The following is a 13,591-nucleotide window of genomic DNA, read 5'->3' as shown; positions in this document are numbered from 1 at the left end:
ATGCGCCGGCGAGCGCCAGTTCGGCTGGTTCAGGCTTGGGCGGCGCGCAATCGGAGCGGCTGACCCTCGAGCGGGCCGCTCGCGATCTCGGCGATTGAGTCCAGCGCTTTTTCGCGACCGTCGCCGACATATGACTTTCCGAGGTCGGCAAGCGCCTCTTCCAGGCGATTCCTCGCGTCTTCGAGTTGGCTCATCAACTCCTCAGACGATCGATGCAGATTGTCTCGGCGCGTGCGGGCGGCGCGCGCATAGGTCGGATAAGCGAAGTGAGAAGTGTCGAAGATTCCGGCGCGCTGCTCCTCGAGCGCAACTTCCTGGTCGAGTTCGCGCGCGATTTTGGAAAATTCGGCCACCATGGATTCGATTTGCGTGACGCGGCGGCGCTTTTCCTCGATTTGAAACCGCTTGAGGCGCACGACTGTTTCCTGCAGCTTCATACCCTTGAACTCCAAATGAGCTTTGCTTCCGAGCAGCGGGTTAACCCTGAGCGGAAAAGACCCAGAATTTCTTCCGACTCGCAAAGTTTGCAGCAGCAAAGTTGCCCATTCGTTACCGGCGCGAGATTGCTTGAAATTCGGGCTCCGATTCCTTCAACTTCATCAAAGAGATTGCGGCCATTCCCTCCTTGCCCGCCATTTTCGGCCCATCCCACAAAATTTCACTTAAAAATGCATTTATCCTTCGTCGCGCAAGCTAGTTCCGCCAATGTGTGATGAGTGATGGCGATTGCGAATCGGCAGTTCAACCTTTTTGGAAGAATCAGATCCGCCGAAGCGAAAATCGTCATTCAGCGGGAATGTATTTATTAACCAATGCCCGTTAAGGTTACGAAATTCGTGGCGAGGAGTTAACGCAATCGGGCCGAACCGCGAGCCCGGCGGAGCCTCCAGACGATCTCGCGCGCCGGCAGGCGGCCGACGGGGGCAAGGTGGGGACCTCAGATGCGCGTTTTACTGATTGAAGACGACAGCGCGACAGCGCAAAGCATAGAGTTGATGCTCAAATCTGAGAATTTCAACGTCTATACGACGGATCTCGGAGAGGAGGGCATCGATCTTGGCAAACTCTACGATTACGACATCATTCTCCTCGATCTCAACCTTCCCGATATGTCGGGATATGAGGTGCTTCGCACCTTGCGGATCGCCAAGGTCAAGACGCCGATTCTGATCCTGTCGGGGCTCGCTGCGATCGAGGATAAGGTCAAAGGCCTCGGCTTTGGCGCCGATGATTATCTGACGAAGCCCTTTCACAAGGACGAGCTCGTCGCCCGCATCCACGCTATTGTGAGGCGATCGAAAGGACATGCGCAATCTGTCATCTCGACAGGCGATCTCATCGTCAATCTCGATCAGAAGACCGTCGAGGTCTCAGGCTCCCGCGTCCATCTGACCGGCAAGGAATATCAGATGCTGGAGCTGCTTTCGCTGCGCAAAGGCACCACCTTGACCAAGGAGATGTTCCTCAATCATCTCTATGGCGGAATGGATGAGCCGGAATTGAAGATCATCGACGTGTTCATCTGTAAACTGCGCAAAAAACTGGCCAATGCGAGTCAGGGCAGCAACTTTATCGAGACAGTCTGGGGTCGCGGCTATGTCCTGCGCGAGCCGACCGAGGAAGAAGAACGCATCACAGCGTGATTTTGGGCTTGGCTTTCGATTTTGTCGCGATGCGGGTCATGCCGCTTCGCCACAGCGTTGAGCCGCAATCTGGCTGACGCCGCTTCATCGCGGCGCAGAGCCGGTAGACTGAATACCCTCTTGAAAGCTCGCCGCTCGTCCGAGCGGCAGGCGCACTCCCCCCAAAGCAAACTACGCCTCAAAAGACGAGCGAGCCGGTGACCTTTGATCCATTCTCGACTTGGCGCGACATCCGTCTCAATCGAGCCCTGGGTTTCCAGACGGCCCTGCTCTCAAAGCGCAACGGCTTCGACAGTCAAGCGCTGAGGCTCCTGTCTCACCCATTGTCCGCGACTTTTCGGATTATGCCGCTCGATGCGAAGACCGTGTCTAGGCCACCACCTTAACTGTCGCTGGGACCACCGACAGAGCTTCGATTGCGACAAGGTCGCTCTCTAAAGTGACGGTCAGCGCCATATTCGCCGCTTTGGCGACAAGTCCGGCGTAAAATGGCTGGATGCCTTGGGCGTCGACGGGATTTCCATCGGGGTTCCCTGCAAGCAAGTTCGGCACCTGGCTGGCGAGCTTGGCGTTCGCGCCCTTGGCCGAGACCTTGACGCGCAGACCGTGCCCGGAGGGATTATCGCCTGCCTCGCCCGTCGTCACTGTGATGACCCCGCCGCGCGGAATGGCTGCCGCCGCGATGAGGCACAGATTCAAAATGAGCTTGACCTTATCTTTTGGCATCAGCACGCGGGCGGCTCGCCATTCCAACTGCGTCCGCTGGTCGGCAAAAAGACCGCGCGCCACTTTTTCGGCGTCGCCGGTATCGATCGAGGCGCCAGCCGAACCCGCGGCCCCAAAAGCCAGCCGGCAGAATTGCAGCCGCGCCGAAGCAGTCGCAGCGCTTTTCTTGATGAGATCGAGGGCAAAGCCGCGCATTTCCGCGTCTTTTTCCTCTTCGAGAACTTCAAGACCGTTGACGATGGCTCCAACAGGGCTGATGACGTCGTGGCAAACTCTGGAGCAGAGCAGCGCCGCGAGGTCCAGCGCGTCGAGGGCGAAATCCGTCATAATTATCTTTCGCGGCTAGAACGCGATTTTGCAAAAATCGCAGATTTTTCACATCGGGTCATGCGCTGAAGTAAGCAGGCGCGGCCCTTTTGTAGATTCGCACATTTCTGCTCCAATCAGGTTAACAAAATCACCCAAAGAGTCAGCTGTTTGCGGCGGAATGGCGGATCGCATCCGCTCTAAGCCCATTGGCGATGGCGCAAAAAAGAGCGATGGCGCAAAGAAAACGGGAGCGCCCAAATGAGCGCTCCCGCATATCTTTGAAAGCAAGTTTTCCGGGAAAGTCTATTCGGCGGCCACGGCAGGCTTGCGGCCAGCCTTGAACTGCGCGGTTTCCGTCGATTCGCTCATGGCGGTGGTCGATGAAGAGCCGCCGGAGAGGGCGACCGCCACGGCGTCGAAATAACCGGTGCCGACTTCGCGCTGATGGCGGGTCGCCGAATAGCCGGCCTTCTCCGAGGCGAATTCCGCCTGCTGCAGCTCGGAATAGGCCGCCATGCCGCGATCACGATAGCCGGTGGCGAGATCGAACATCGAATGGTTCAGCGAGTGGAACCCGGCGAGGGTCACGAACTGGAACTTGTAGCCCATCGCGCCAAGTTCACGCTGATATTTCGCAATCGTCGCCTTGTCGAGCTTGGCCTGCCAATTGAACGAGGGCGAGCAATTATAGGCGAGCAGCTTGCCTGGATATTTGGCGTGAACCGCTTCGGCGAATTTGCGCGCGTCGTTGAGGTCTGGGTGCGAGGTCTCCCACCAGAGAAGGTCGGCGACTTCGGCGTAGGCGAGGCCGCGCGCGATGCAATGATCAAGGCCGGTGCCTTCCTTCAGCCGAAAGAAGCCTTCGGGAGTCTGGCTGTTCGGCTCGATGAATTGCCGGTCGCGCGGATCGACGTCGCTGGTGATGAGGCGAGCCGATTCGGCGTCCGTGCGGGCGACGACCAGGGCCGGAACGCCAAGCGTGTCCGCCGCGAGGCGGGCGGCCGAAAGGCTGCGCTCATGCTGGGAGGTCGGGATCAGGACTTTGCCGCCAAGATGGCCGCACTTCTTTTCGGAGGCGAGCTGGTCTTCGAAATGGACGCCCGCCGCGCCAGCCTCGATATAGGCCTTCATGATCTCGAAGACGTTGAGCGGGCCGCCAAAGCCGGCTTCAGCGTCGGCGACGATCGGCGCGAACCAGTCGCGCGAGACTTGGCCTTCCGCGTGCTCGATCTCGTCGGCGCGCTTGAAGGTGCGGTTGATCCGGCGGGCGAGTTCCGGCCCGGAATTGGCCGGATAGAGCGACTGATCCGGATACATGGCGCCGGCGACATTGGCGTCAGCGGCGACCTGCCAGCCGGAAAGATAGATCGCCTCAAGGCCGGCGCGCACCATCTGCATCGCCTGATTGCCGGTGACGGCGCCCAGCGAATGAACATAGGGACGCTCGTGCAGCAATTTCCAAAGCTTGTTGGCGCCGCGCTCCGCGAGCGTATAAGCGATCGGAAACGAACCGCGCAGCCGACTCACGTCTTCAGCGGTATAAGGACGGCGGATGCCGTCGAACCGTCCCTTGGGAGCGGAGGGGACCAGATCTTCAAAGCCGAGCGTCTTGCTCATTTCACTCTCCGATTTCAGAAATTGACACGGATTGACAAGAGTCGCCCGTCCAGCGAACACTGCTGCGGCCATATAGCGGGCAAACTGTCTGGTTAGGCAAGCATTTAGGCCTCGGAATGAGGTTTCAATGAAAATTCATTACAGTGTAATGTTGTAAGTATGTAGCGAGATTTACAGATGTCGGCCGAAATTTCGCCAAAAAAAATCTTCGCCGGCCCGCGACTGAAGCGGCTCCGCCGCGAGCGACGCCTGACGCAGGCGCGCATGGCCGATGAACTCGACGTCTCGCCAAGCTATTTGAACCTGATGGAAAGCAATCAGCGGCCGATCACCGTGCAGGTTCTCATTCGGCTCGCCGACGTCTATGGCATCGATCCGCGCGATTTCATGGAAATCGACGGCGAGCAATCAGTCGGTGAGATGGAGCAAATTCTGGCCGATCCCCTATTCCGAGAGACCACGGTTCCCCGCGGCGAAGTACGCGACGCGGCGGAACATGCTCCCGCCGTCCTGGCCGCAATGGTCCGACTTTACCGGGCCTATTCCGCCGCGCGGGAGGCGAGCGAAGCCGGCGTTTTCTCCGGCGCCGACCGCGATCGCGCCGAGCCGCTCCTCGGCGAAAGCCCGATCGACCGGATACGCGGCGCCCTGCAGGAGGCGCGCAACCATTTCCCTGACCTTGAAGAGGCGGCGGAGGCGTTCGCGGCGTCCCTGCCTGTCGCGACGAATGGTCTCTTCTTCGCTCTCACGGATTATCTTCGCGCCCGCTACGGCATTCGCGTGCGCGCCCTTCCGCTTGAAGTCATGGGCGACCGGTTGCGATGGTATGATCACCATCGCAAGCAACTGCTGATCTCCGAAATCATGGACCAGCCCGGACGAACCTTTCAGGCTGCCTACCAACTGGCTTTGAGCGAGCTCGGCGATCTTCTGAACGACATTGTCTCGCGGCTCGGCGAGCATGACGAAGTCACACGGAAACTGCTGCGCGTGACGCTCGCCAATTATTTCGCCGGGGCGCTGATGATGCCTTACGCCCGTTTCTTCGAGGCGGCCGAATTGGTCGGCTATGACGTCGAGATTCTGGCGGCGCGCTTTGGCGCGAGCTTTGAGCAAGTGTCGCATCGGCTGACGACTTTGAGCCGGCAGACTGCGCGGGGGATTCCCTTTTTTCTCGTGCGCGTCGATATCGCCGGGAACGTCTCGAAACGATTTTCTTCGAGCCGCTTCCCTTTCGCCCAGTCAGGCGGCACCTGCCCCTTATGGAACGTTCATGCAACCTTCGCCAATCCCGGCCGTATCCTGACGCAGGTCATTGAATTGACCGATGGATCGCAATGGTTCTCGATTGCCCGCACCGTGCGCCGATCGATTACGCCCTGGGGCGCGATTGAACCGCGTTTCGCCATCGGGCTTGGCTGCGAAATCAAATACGCGCGCCGGCTCGTCTACGCCAAGCGGCTGGAAACGGAGGCTCTGGACGCGATGCCGATCGGCATCAACTGCCGCCTCTGCGAGCGGCCCGCCTGTCCTCAGCGCGCTGCCCCGCCTGTCTTGCGGACCTTGCTCGTCGACGAATCGATGCGCAATGTTTCGCCATTCACGTTCAAGGACGTATGAGGCGACACGGACAATGATGGCGAGTGAGCCGAGGCCTCGCAAGATCACCGTGGGGGCGCCGGCGAGCCTGCGAGACCAGCGGCGGAGATATAGTTCCGAACGCCGGTTGCCTGGCGTTAGCGAACCTTACTTGTATCCGCCGCCGGGCAACGGACCATGATAGGGCGTGTGGCGGCAATGACCCCAAGGCCCACGCCACGATCGCGGACCACAGCCATTGCCATATCGATATCCGCCGCCCGGCAGCGGGCCGCGATATGGCGTGCTTCGGCAATGGCCCCAGGGTCCGCGCCAACGGCCGGGGCCGCAGCCCTGAGCCGTCAACATAATATCGGATGCCGCGCCGACGTCGCGCTGGATCGGCATCGCCGCGGCGGGCGTAAATGATAAGGCTCCAAACAGACCGGCGGTTGCGGTCAAAACGGCAAAAAAGCTGCGCATTCGACTTCCTTCGTTACAGCGCGCTTTGACGCAGCGCTGAACCTCCAACGTGTACTTCTCTAACGAAGAAGGCTTAACCCGAGCTTGCGCGATTCCAGCGCCCGCTCACAAATGAATTTGCCGTTTCTCCACCGCCATCGCAGCCTCGCGCACGGCCTCCGACAAGGTCGGATGGGCGTGGCTGGTGCGGGCGAGATCTTCCGACGAGCCGCCGAATTCCATCAGCACGCAGGCCTCCGCGATCATCTCGCCGGCGGCGGCGGAGATGATGTGCACGCCGAGCACCCTGTCGGTCGCGGCATCCGCAAGGATTTTGACGAATCCTTCCGTTTGCCGCATGGCCCGCGCCCTGCCATTGGCGGTGAAGGGAAATTTTCCCACCTTGTAGGCGATGCCTCTCGCCGTCAGCTCTTCCTCAGTGGCGCCGACTGTCGCTATCTCCGGCATGGTGTAGATGACGGAAGGAATTGCCTCGTAATTCACATGGCCATGCTGTCCGGCCAGAATTTCGGCGACGGCGATGCCTTCATCTTCGGCCTTGTGGGCGAGCATCGGACCGCGCACCACATCGCCGATGGCGTAAATGCCGGCGACATTGGTGGCGAACCGTTCGTCGATCACCACGCGGCCGCGCTCGGTCGCAACGCCCACGGCCTCAAGGCCAAGACCTTCAGTAACCGCGCGACGCCCAATCGCCACCAGCACGACATCGGCCTCAAGCATCGAGGCATCGCCCCCGGCGGACGGCTCGATCGCGACGCGCAGCCGCGCGCCCTTATCGATCTTCGACACTTTTTGGCCGAGCTGGAAGGTAAACCCCTGCTTTTGCAGGATGCGCTGGAATTGTTTTGCGACTTCCGCATCCACGCCAGGCAGGATGCGATCCAGATATTCGACCACCGTCACATTGGAGCCGAGCCGGCTCCAGACCGAGCCGAGTTCGAGACCGATGACGCCGGCCCCGACGACGAGCAGATCCTTCGGCGGCTTTTCGAGACTGAGCGCGCCGGTCGAGGAAACGATGGTCTTTTCGTCGATTTCGACGCCCGGCAGTTGGGTAACGTCCGACCCCGTCGCAATGACGATGTTTTTGGTCGAGAGCGTCTGCTTTACGCCATCCTCGGCGGTGACCTCGACCTCGCCCGGCGCCGCGACGGCGCCAAGGCCGAAGAAGGATTCGATCTTATGCTTCTTGAACAGAAAGGCGACGCCGTTGACGTTGGCGGCGACGGTGTCGTCCTTATGTTTCATCATCGTCGGCAGATCGAGTTTCGGCTTGCCTACGATGACGCCGAAAGCTGCGAGCTCATGATCGGCCTCGGCGAATTTCTCAGAGGCGTGAAGCAGCGCTTTGGAGGGAATGCAGCCGATGTTGAGGCAGGTCCCGCCATGCGTCTTCGTCTTGCGTTTTTCGACGACGGCGACTTTCATGCCGAGCTGCGCGGCGCGGATGGCGCAGACATAGCCGCCGGGTCCGGTCCCGATGACGATAAGATCGTAAGTTGACATGGAGCCTCACAAAATTCGACCGCGGAGACGCCGGCGGCCAACGTCTTAAGGGATGATTGCGATGCGCCGCACGCCTGCCTTCAGAAGCAGGCTCCGCTGCGAATCTTTTTCAGGAAAGCTGCGCGCTACTCTCTTCAGATATCCAACACCAGTCGCGCGGGATCCTCCAGCGCTTCCTTGACGCGGACGAGAAACGTCACCGCATCCTTGCCGTCGACGATCCGGTGATCATAGGAGAGCGCAAGATACATCATCGGACGAATTTCGACCTTGCCGCCGACGGCGACCGGCCGCTCCTGAATTTTGTGCATCCCCAAAATGCCGGATTGCGGCGCGTTGAGAATCGGCGTCGACATCAGCGATCCATAGATGCCGCCATTGGTGATTGTGAATGTGCCGCCTTGCAGTTCCTCGATCTTGAGCTGCCCGTCCCGCGCCCGCTTGCCGAGGGCGGCGATGGTCTTCTCGACGCCGGCGAGGCCCAGCTGATCGCTGTCGCGCACGACCGGGACGACGAGACCTTTCTCGGCCCCGACGGCGATGCCAATATGGTAATAATTCTTATAGATCAGATCCTCGCCGTCGATCTCGGCGTTGACCGAGGGAATCTCTTTCAGCGCGCCGACGCAGGCTTTGACGAAAAAGCCCATGAAGCCGAGCTTTACGCCGTGCTTCTTCTCGAAAACGTCTTTGTATTTGGCCCGCAGCGCCATCACTTCGGTCATGTCGACCTCATTGAAGGTCGTCAGCATGGCGGCGGTATTTTGCGCATCCTTCAGCCGGCGCGCGATGGTCTGGCGCAACCGGGTCATGCGGACGCGTTGTTCGCGCTCGGCGTCGGAAGGAGGCGAGGGCGCTCTGACAATCGCCGTCGGCGGCGAGGAAAGAGGGGCTCGAGCGACCGGCGCGGGCGCCGCTGGCGGCGGCGCGATCGTCTCCAGAACGTCGCCCTTTAGAACCTGGCCGCGTATGCCGGAGCCTTTGACGGCGGCAAGATCGACGCCGTTATCGGCTGCAATTTTTGCAGCGGCCGGGGATGGCGGCATGGAGGGCGGGGTCGCGGGGGCGGCGGCGGGGGCAGCCGCCTTCGCAGCCGCTGTTGGCGCTGGGTCGGGCGCGGGTTCGGCTTTGGCCGGCGCGGCGGCGGCTCCGTCGCTGATTTGCCCCAATAGCGCGCCGGCCGAAACCGTCTCGCCATCCTTTACGGTGATTTCCGCCAGCACGCCTGCGGCTGGCGCATTGACTTCGAGCGTCACCTTATCGGTCTCAAGCTCGAGAATCGGCTCGTCCAGTTTGACGGCTTCGCCCTTCTTCTTGAACCAGCGTCCAATCGTTGCTTCGGTGACGGATTCGCCCAAAGTCGGAACCCGAATTTCAATCGCCATCTGTCCCGCCCACGCCATGCGGCTGCTAGAGAACTACCATGAGAGGATCTTATTGTTGCACTCTTGCGACGGGATCGCCACCGACGTCCCGTCCAAATCCTAAGTCCGTCCTTTTTTGGAAAGGACGTTGTCTTCGATCAGGCGGCAAAAACCTCTTCCATAAAGGTTTTCAATTGGAGCAGATGTTTTGACATCAGCCCGGTCGCCGTCGCGGCCGCAGCCGGGCGCCCGGCATAACGGGGCCGCGCGCTCTTGCCGCCGACTTGGCCAAGCACCCATTCAAGGTAGGGATCGACAAAATTCCATGCGCCCATGTTCTTTGGCTCTTCCTGACACCAAACCACATCCGCCTGCCGGAACCGGGACAAGAGCACGACCAGAGCTTTCAGCGGGAAGGGATAAAGCTGCTCGACGCGCAGCAAATAAACATCATCAACGCCGCGTTTCTCGCGCTCCTCAAGGAGATCATAATAGACTTTGCCGGAGCAGAGGACCACGCGCCTTATCTCGGCGTCCGGCTTTAGCTTGAATTCGGCCGGAAATTTTTCCCCGTGATCGCGCAACACGCGATGGAACGAGGAGCCTATGATCATTTCATCGAACCGCGAGACGGCGCGCTTATGGCGAAGCAGCGATTTCGGCGTCATCAGGATCAGCGGTTTGCGAATGTCGCGTTTCAACTGACGGCGCAGAATATGGAAGTAATTCGCCGGAGTCGTGCAGTTGGCGACTTGCATATTGTCCTCGGCGCATAATTGCAGATAGCGCTCGAGCCGGGCGGAGGAATGTTCCGGCCCTTGGCCCTCATAGCCGTGAGGCAGCAGGCAGACGAGGCCGGACATGCGAAGCCATTTGCGCTCGCCCGACGATATGAATTGGTCGAAAACGACCTGAGCGCCATTGGCGAAATCGCCGAATTGCGCTTCCCATACCGCCAAGGCGTTGGGTTCGGCCAGCGAATAGCCATATTCGAATCCAAGCACGGCCTCTTCCGAAAGGATCGAATTGATCACCTCGAAATGGGCTTGCTCGTCGCGGATATTGTTCAAAGGCACGTAACGCGCCTCGGTCTGCTGATCGTTCAGGACGGAATGGCGTTGCGAAAAAGTGCCCCGCTCGCTGTCCTGCCCGGACAGCCGCACCGGATGGCCTTCATCGACCAGCGTCCCAAACGCTAGCGCCTCGCCCATGGACCAATCGATCCCCTCGCCGGTTTCGATCATCTTGCGCCGATTATCGAGTAGGCGCGCGATGGTGCGATGCAGGTGAAAACCGTCTGGAGCCGCCGTCAGGCGAAGCCCGATCTCCTTCAACCGAACTGGATCCACGCCGGTGCGGCCGCGTCGATCGTCCTCGCCGCTCACCTGCGCCGGTTTCAGGCCCGCCCAGCGGCCATCGAGCCAATCCGCCTTGTTTGGCTGGTAGGTTTGGCCGGTTTCGAACTCGGTTTCGAGGCGTTGACGCCAATTGCTTTGCAGCTTGTCGAGCTCGCCCTGAACCAGAACGCCCTCAGCTAAAAGCTTGGCTGCGTAAATTTCCAAGGTCGTCGGATGCGAGCGGATCTGCTTGTACATGATCGGCTGGGTGAAGCTCGGCTCGTCGCCTTCATTATGTCCGAACCGGCGATAACAGAACATGTCGATCACGACCGGCTTGTGGAATTTCTGCCTGAATTCAATCGCGATCTTGGCGGCGTAGACCACCGCTTCCGGATCGTCGCCATTGACGTGAATGATCGGCGCCTCGATCATTTTCGCCGTGTCGGACGGATAAGGCGACGAGCGCGAATAGCGCGGCGACGTGGTGAAGCCAATCTGATTATTGATGATGAAATGAATCGACCCGCCGGTTCGATAGCCTTTTAGCCCCGAAAGGCCAAAACATTCGGCGATGACGCCCTGACCGGCAAAAGCCGCATCGCCGTGAATCAGCAACGGCAGGACTCTTATGCGGTCGACGACGTCATGCAGCTGGTCCTGCTTGGCGCGAACCTTGCCGAGCACGACCGGATCGACGATCTCGAGATGCGAGGGATTCGCGGTCAAGGAAAGATGGACGTTGTTATTATCGAAATTCCGGTCCGATGAAGCGCCGAGGTGATATTTGACGTCGCCCGATCCTTCGACATCGTCCGGGGTCAGGGAGCCGCCTTTGAATTCATGGAAGATCGCATGATGCGGCTTGCCCATGACTTGCGACAAAACATTGAGCCGGCCGCGGTGAGCCATGCCAAGGACGATATCCTTGACGCCAAGCGCGCCGCCGCGCTTGATGATCTGCTCCAGCGCCGGAACCATGGCTTCGCCGCCATCGAGGCCGAAGCGCTTGGTGCCGGTGTATTTGACATCGAGAAATTTCTCGAACCCTTCAGCTTCGATAAGCTTGTTCAGGATTGCGCGCTTGCCTTCGCGGGTGAAGCTGATCTCCTTGCCGGGACCTTCAATGCGCTCCTGCATCCAGGCCTTCTCCGCCGGATCCGACATATGCATGAATTCAAAGCCGATGGTGTCGCAATAGGTGCGGCGCAGGATCGGCAGCATCTCCCTGACTGTCGCATATTCGAGCCCCAGCACATGATCTATGAAGATCTTGCGATCATAGTCGCTATCGGTGAAGCCATAGGTCGCCGGATGCAGCTCTTCATTGTCTTTGGATTGCTCAAGGCCGAGCGGATCAAGTCTGGCGTGCAGGTGACCGCGCATCCGATAGGCCCGGATCATCATCAGCGCGCGCACCGAATCGCGCGTTGCGCGCTGGATGTCGGAATCTGAGGCGGGGCCGATAGGCGTCGGTTTGTTTTCCGCCTTGCCGTTCAATTTGGCGATCTTGTCCTGACGAACCGGCTGCGGCTTCGCTTCAGCCTCCCTCCAATCGCCGTCGAGCGCAGACACGAGTTCGCCGTTGGCGGGGATTGGCCAGTTCGGCTTCCGCCACCGCGGCCCATTGGCGCTGGCGTCGACCGCCGCGCGATCGTCGTTCAATTGCGCGAAAAATGCTCTCCAATCCGGATCGAGCGAGGATGGATCGCGCTCAAAAGCCGCCTGAAGCTGCTCGAGATAGGCGGCGTTGCCGCCATAAAGAAACGATGTCATCGTGAGCTTGGCGTTCGGCTCGGAGCGGCCAGCGCTCGCCCCGCTCGAACCATTTGATGTCTCATTGGCATCCCGACGAGCCATTTGATCTCCGTCCTCGAATTCGGGTCTGGCCGCGGACGGCGAACCCTGCGGCGGACCGGCAAACCATGCGATTGCCGGGCGTCGCGCCTTTTTCAACCTGTCGAGCCTAAGTGGGACAAGAACGCGGTTGCTTCAAGTTGAATCGATCAACCTATCTTTTATTTGTTCCTGCGCACGGCTTCTTCAAAAATTCTTCAACTTTTCGGGCCATGCTTGAGTTGAAGCCTTACCAAAACGTAAGAAACCCGGGCATCAAAGATTTGGCCAACGGCCGGAAGGCCTAACCCCGCAACACCTCGACCAGCGTCTTGCCAAGCCTTGCTGGGGAAGGCGAGACGCGGATGCCAGCGGATTCCAGTGCGGCGATCTTGTCTTCCGCGCCGCCCTTGCCGCCAGCAATAATGGCGCCGGCGTGCCCCATGCGGCGGCCAGGGGGCGCAGTGCGGCCGGCGATAAACCCGGCCATCGGCTTTTTGCGGCCGCGTTTGGCCTCGTCTTTGATGAATTGCGCAGCGTCTTCCTCGGCCGCGCCGCCGATTTCGCCGATCATCACAATCGATTGGGTGTCGGGGTCTTTCAAAAACAATTCAAGAATCTCGATGAATTCGGCGCCTTTCACCGGATCGCCGCCGATTCCGACGGCTGTGGTCTGGCCAAGGCCCTCGCGGGTCGTTTGGAATACGGCTTCATAGGTCAAAGTGCCCGACCGCGAGACAATGCCGACGGAGCCCTTCTTGAAAATATTGCCGGGCATAATGCCGACCTTGCATTCGCCGGCGGTCATGACGCCGGGGCAATTTGGTCCGATCAGACGCGATTTTGAGCCAGAGAGCGCACGCTTGACCTTGATCATGTCCTCGACCGGAATGCCTTCGGTGATGCAGACGATCAGCGCGATCCCGGCGTCGATGGCCTCGCAGATTGCATCGGCGGCGTTAGGCGGCGGAACATAGATGACGCTCGCCTCGGCTCCGGTGGCCTGCCGCGCCTCATCGACGGTATCGAAGACCGGAAGGCCAAGATGCGTCGCGCCGCCTTTTCCAGGGGAGGTGCCGCCAACCATCAAAGTGCCATATGCGATCGCCTGCTCGGAATGGAATGTGCCGTTCTTGCCGGTAAAGCCCTGACAAATGACCTTGGTTTCCCTGGAGATCAGGATTGACAT

10 protein-coding genes are annotated in these 13,591 nt (G+C 59.8%); 2 read left to right on the top strand and 8 right to left on the bottom strand.

Going from position 1 to position 13,591, the window contains the following annotated elements; genetic code table 11:
• Positions 1-29: 29 nt before the first annotated feature.
• Positions 30-437 carry a flagellar export protein FliJ gene (locus WDN46_05450; protein ID MEJ0092875.1) on the bottom strand — a complete coding sequence of 136 codons (408 nt, stop codon included), beginning with the start codon at positions 435-437 and terminating at the stop codon, positions 30-32.
• 504 nt (positions 438-941) lie between these two features.
• Here WDN46_05450 and WDN46_05445 point away from each other — a divergent pair.
• On the top strand, positions 942-1,643 hold the full coding sequence (locus WDN46_05445; GenBank protein MEJ0092874.1) for a response regulator transcription factor: 702 nt from the start codon (positions 942-944) through the stop codon (positions 1,641-1,643).
• A gap of 369 nt (positions 1,644-2,012) precedes the next feature.
• Here WDN46_05445 and WDN46_05440 read toward each other — a convergent pair whose 3' ends face one another.
• On the bottom strand, positions 2,013-2,696 hold the full coding sequence (locus WDN46_05440) for a histidine phosphotransferase family protein (GenBank protein ID MEJ0092873.1): 684 nt from the start codon (positions 2,694-2,696) through the stop codon (positions 2,013-2,015).
• 285 nt (positions 2,697-2,981) lie between these two features.
• Positions 2,982-4,295, bottom strand: coding sequence for an isocitrate lyase (gene aceA / locus WDN46_05435; GenBank protein MEJ0092872.1), 1,314 nt, complete (start codon positions 4,293-4,295; stop codon positions 2,982-2,984).
• A gap of 177 nt (positions 4,296-4,472) precedes the next feature.
• Between aceA and WDN46_05430 the strand changes: the two genes are divergently transcribed.
• Positions 4,473-5,915 carry a short-chain fatty acyl-CoA regulator family protein gene (locus tag WDN46_05430; protein MEJ0092871.1) on the top strand — a complete coding sequence of 481 codons (1,443 nt, stop codon included), beginning with the start codon at positions 4,473-4,475 and terminating at the stop codon, positions 5,913-5,915.
• 126 nt (positions 5,916-6,041) lie between these two features.
• Here WDN46_05430 and WDN46_05425 read toward each other — a convergent pair whose 3' ends face one another.
• From WDN46_05425 to sucD, 5 genes are all read right to left on the bottom strand, one after another.
• On the bottom strand, positions 6,042-6,356 hold the full coding sequence (locus WDN46_05425; GenBank protein MEJ0092870.1) for a hypothetical protein: 315 nt from the start codon (positions 6,354-6,356) through the stop codon (positions 6,042-6,044).
• A 105-nt stretch (positions 6,357-6,461) separates the two neighbouring features.
• Positions 6,462-7,865, bottom strand: coding sequence for a dihydrolipoyl dehydrogenase (gene lpdA, locus WDN46_05420; GenBank protein ID MEJ0092869.1), 1,404 nt, complete (start codon positions 7,863-7,865; stop codon positions 6,462-6,464).
• A 134-nt stretch (positions 7,866-7,999) separates the two neighbouring features.
• Positions 8,000-9,250, bottom strand: coding sequence for a 2-oxoglutarate dehydrogenase complex dihydrolipoyllysine-residue succinyltransferase (gene odhB, locus WDN46_05415; protein ID MEJ0092868.1), 1,251 nt, complete (start codon positions 9,248-9,250; stop codon positions 8,000-8,002).
• Positions 9,251-9,387: 137 nt separating this feature from the next.
• The gene (locus WDN46_05410) at positions 9,388-12,426 is read right to left on the bottom strand and encodes a 2-oxoglutarate dehydrogenase E1 component (GenBank protein MEJ0092867.1); all 3,039 of its coding nucleotides are present in this window, start codon (positions 12,424-12,426) and stop codon (positions 9,388-9,390) included.
• Positions 12,427-12,706: 280 nt separating this feature from the next.
• Positions 12,707-13,591 carry a succinate--CoA ligase subunit alpha gene (gene sucD / locus WDN46_05405; protein MEJ0092866.1) on the bottom strand — a complete coding sequence of 295 codons (885 nt, stop codon included), beginning with the start codon at positions 13,589-13,591 and terminating at the stop codon, positions 12,707-12,709.

Source organism: Methylocella sp. (assembly GCA_037200525.1).
Lineage (GTDB): Bacteria > Pseudomonadota > Alphaproteobacteria > Rhizobiales > Beijerinckiaceae > Methylocapsa.
This window is presented reverse-complemented; position numbering and strand designations above follow the sequence as displayed.

Bases quoted from the DNA above. Each gene is read 5' to 3' on its own strand.
- WDN46_05410 (MEJ0092867.1), bottom strand. From the start codon at position 12,426: ATGGCTCGTCGGGATGCCAATGAGACATCAAATGGTTCGAGCGGGGCG.
- WDN46_05425 (MEJ0092870.1), bottom strand. From the start codon at position 6,356: ATGCGCAGCTTTTTTGCCGTTTTGACCGCAACCGCCGGTCTGTTTGGA.
- aceA (MEJ0092872.1), bottom strand. From the start codon at position 4,295: ATGAGCAAGACGCTCGGCTTTGAAGATCTGGTCCCCTCCGCTCCCAAG.
- WDN46_05440 (MEJ0092873.1), bottom strand. From the start codon at position 2,696: ATGACGGATTTCGCCCTCGACGCGCTGGACCTCGCGGCGCTGCTCTGC.
- lpdA (MEJ0092869.1), bottom strand. From the start codon at position 7,865: ATGTCAACTTACGATCTTATCGTCATCGGGACCGGACCCGGCGGCTAT.
- WDN46_05430 (MEJ0092871.1), top strand. From the start codon at position 4,473: ATGTCGGCCGAAATTTCGCCAAAAAAAATCTTCGCCGGCCCGCGACTG.
- WDN46_05445 (MEJ0092874.1), top strand. From the start codon at position 942: ATGCGCGTTTTACTGATTGAAGACGACAGCGCGACAGCGCAAAGCATA.
- odhB (MEJ0092868.1), bottom strand. From the start codon at position 9,250: ATGGCGATTGAAATTCGGGTTCCGACTTTGGGCGAATCCGTCACCGAA.
- sucD (MEJ0092866.1), bottom strand. From the start codon at position 13,591: ATGTCAATCCTGATCTCCAGGGAAACCAAGGTCATTTGTCAGGGCTTT.
- WDN46_05450 (MEJ0092875.1), bottom strand. From the start codon at position 437: ATGAAGCTGCAGGAAACAGTCGTGCGCCTCAAGCGGTTTCAAATCGAG.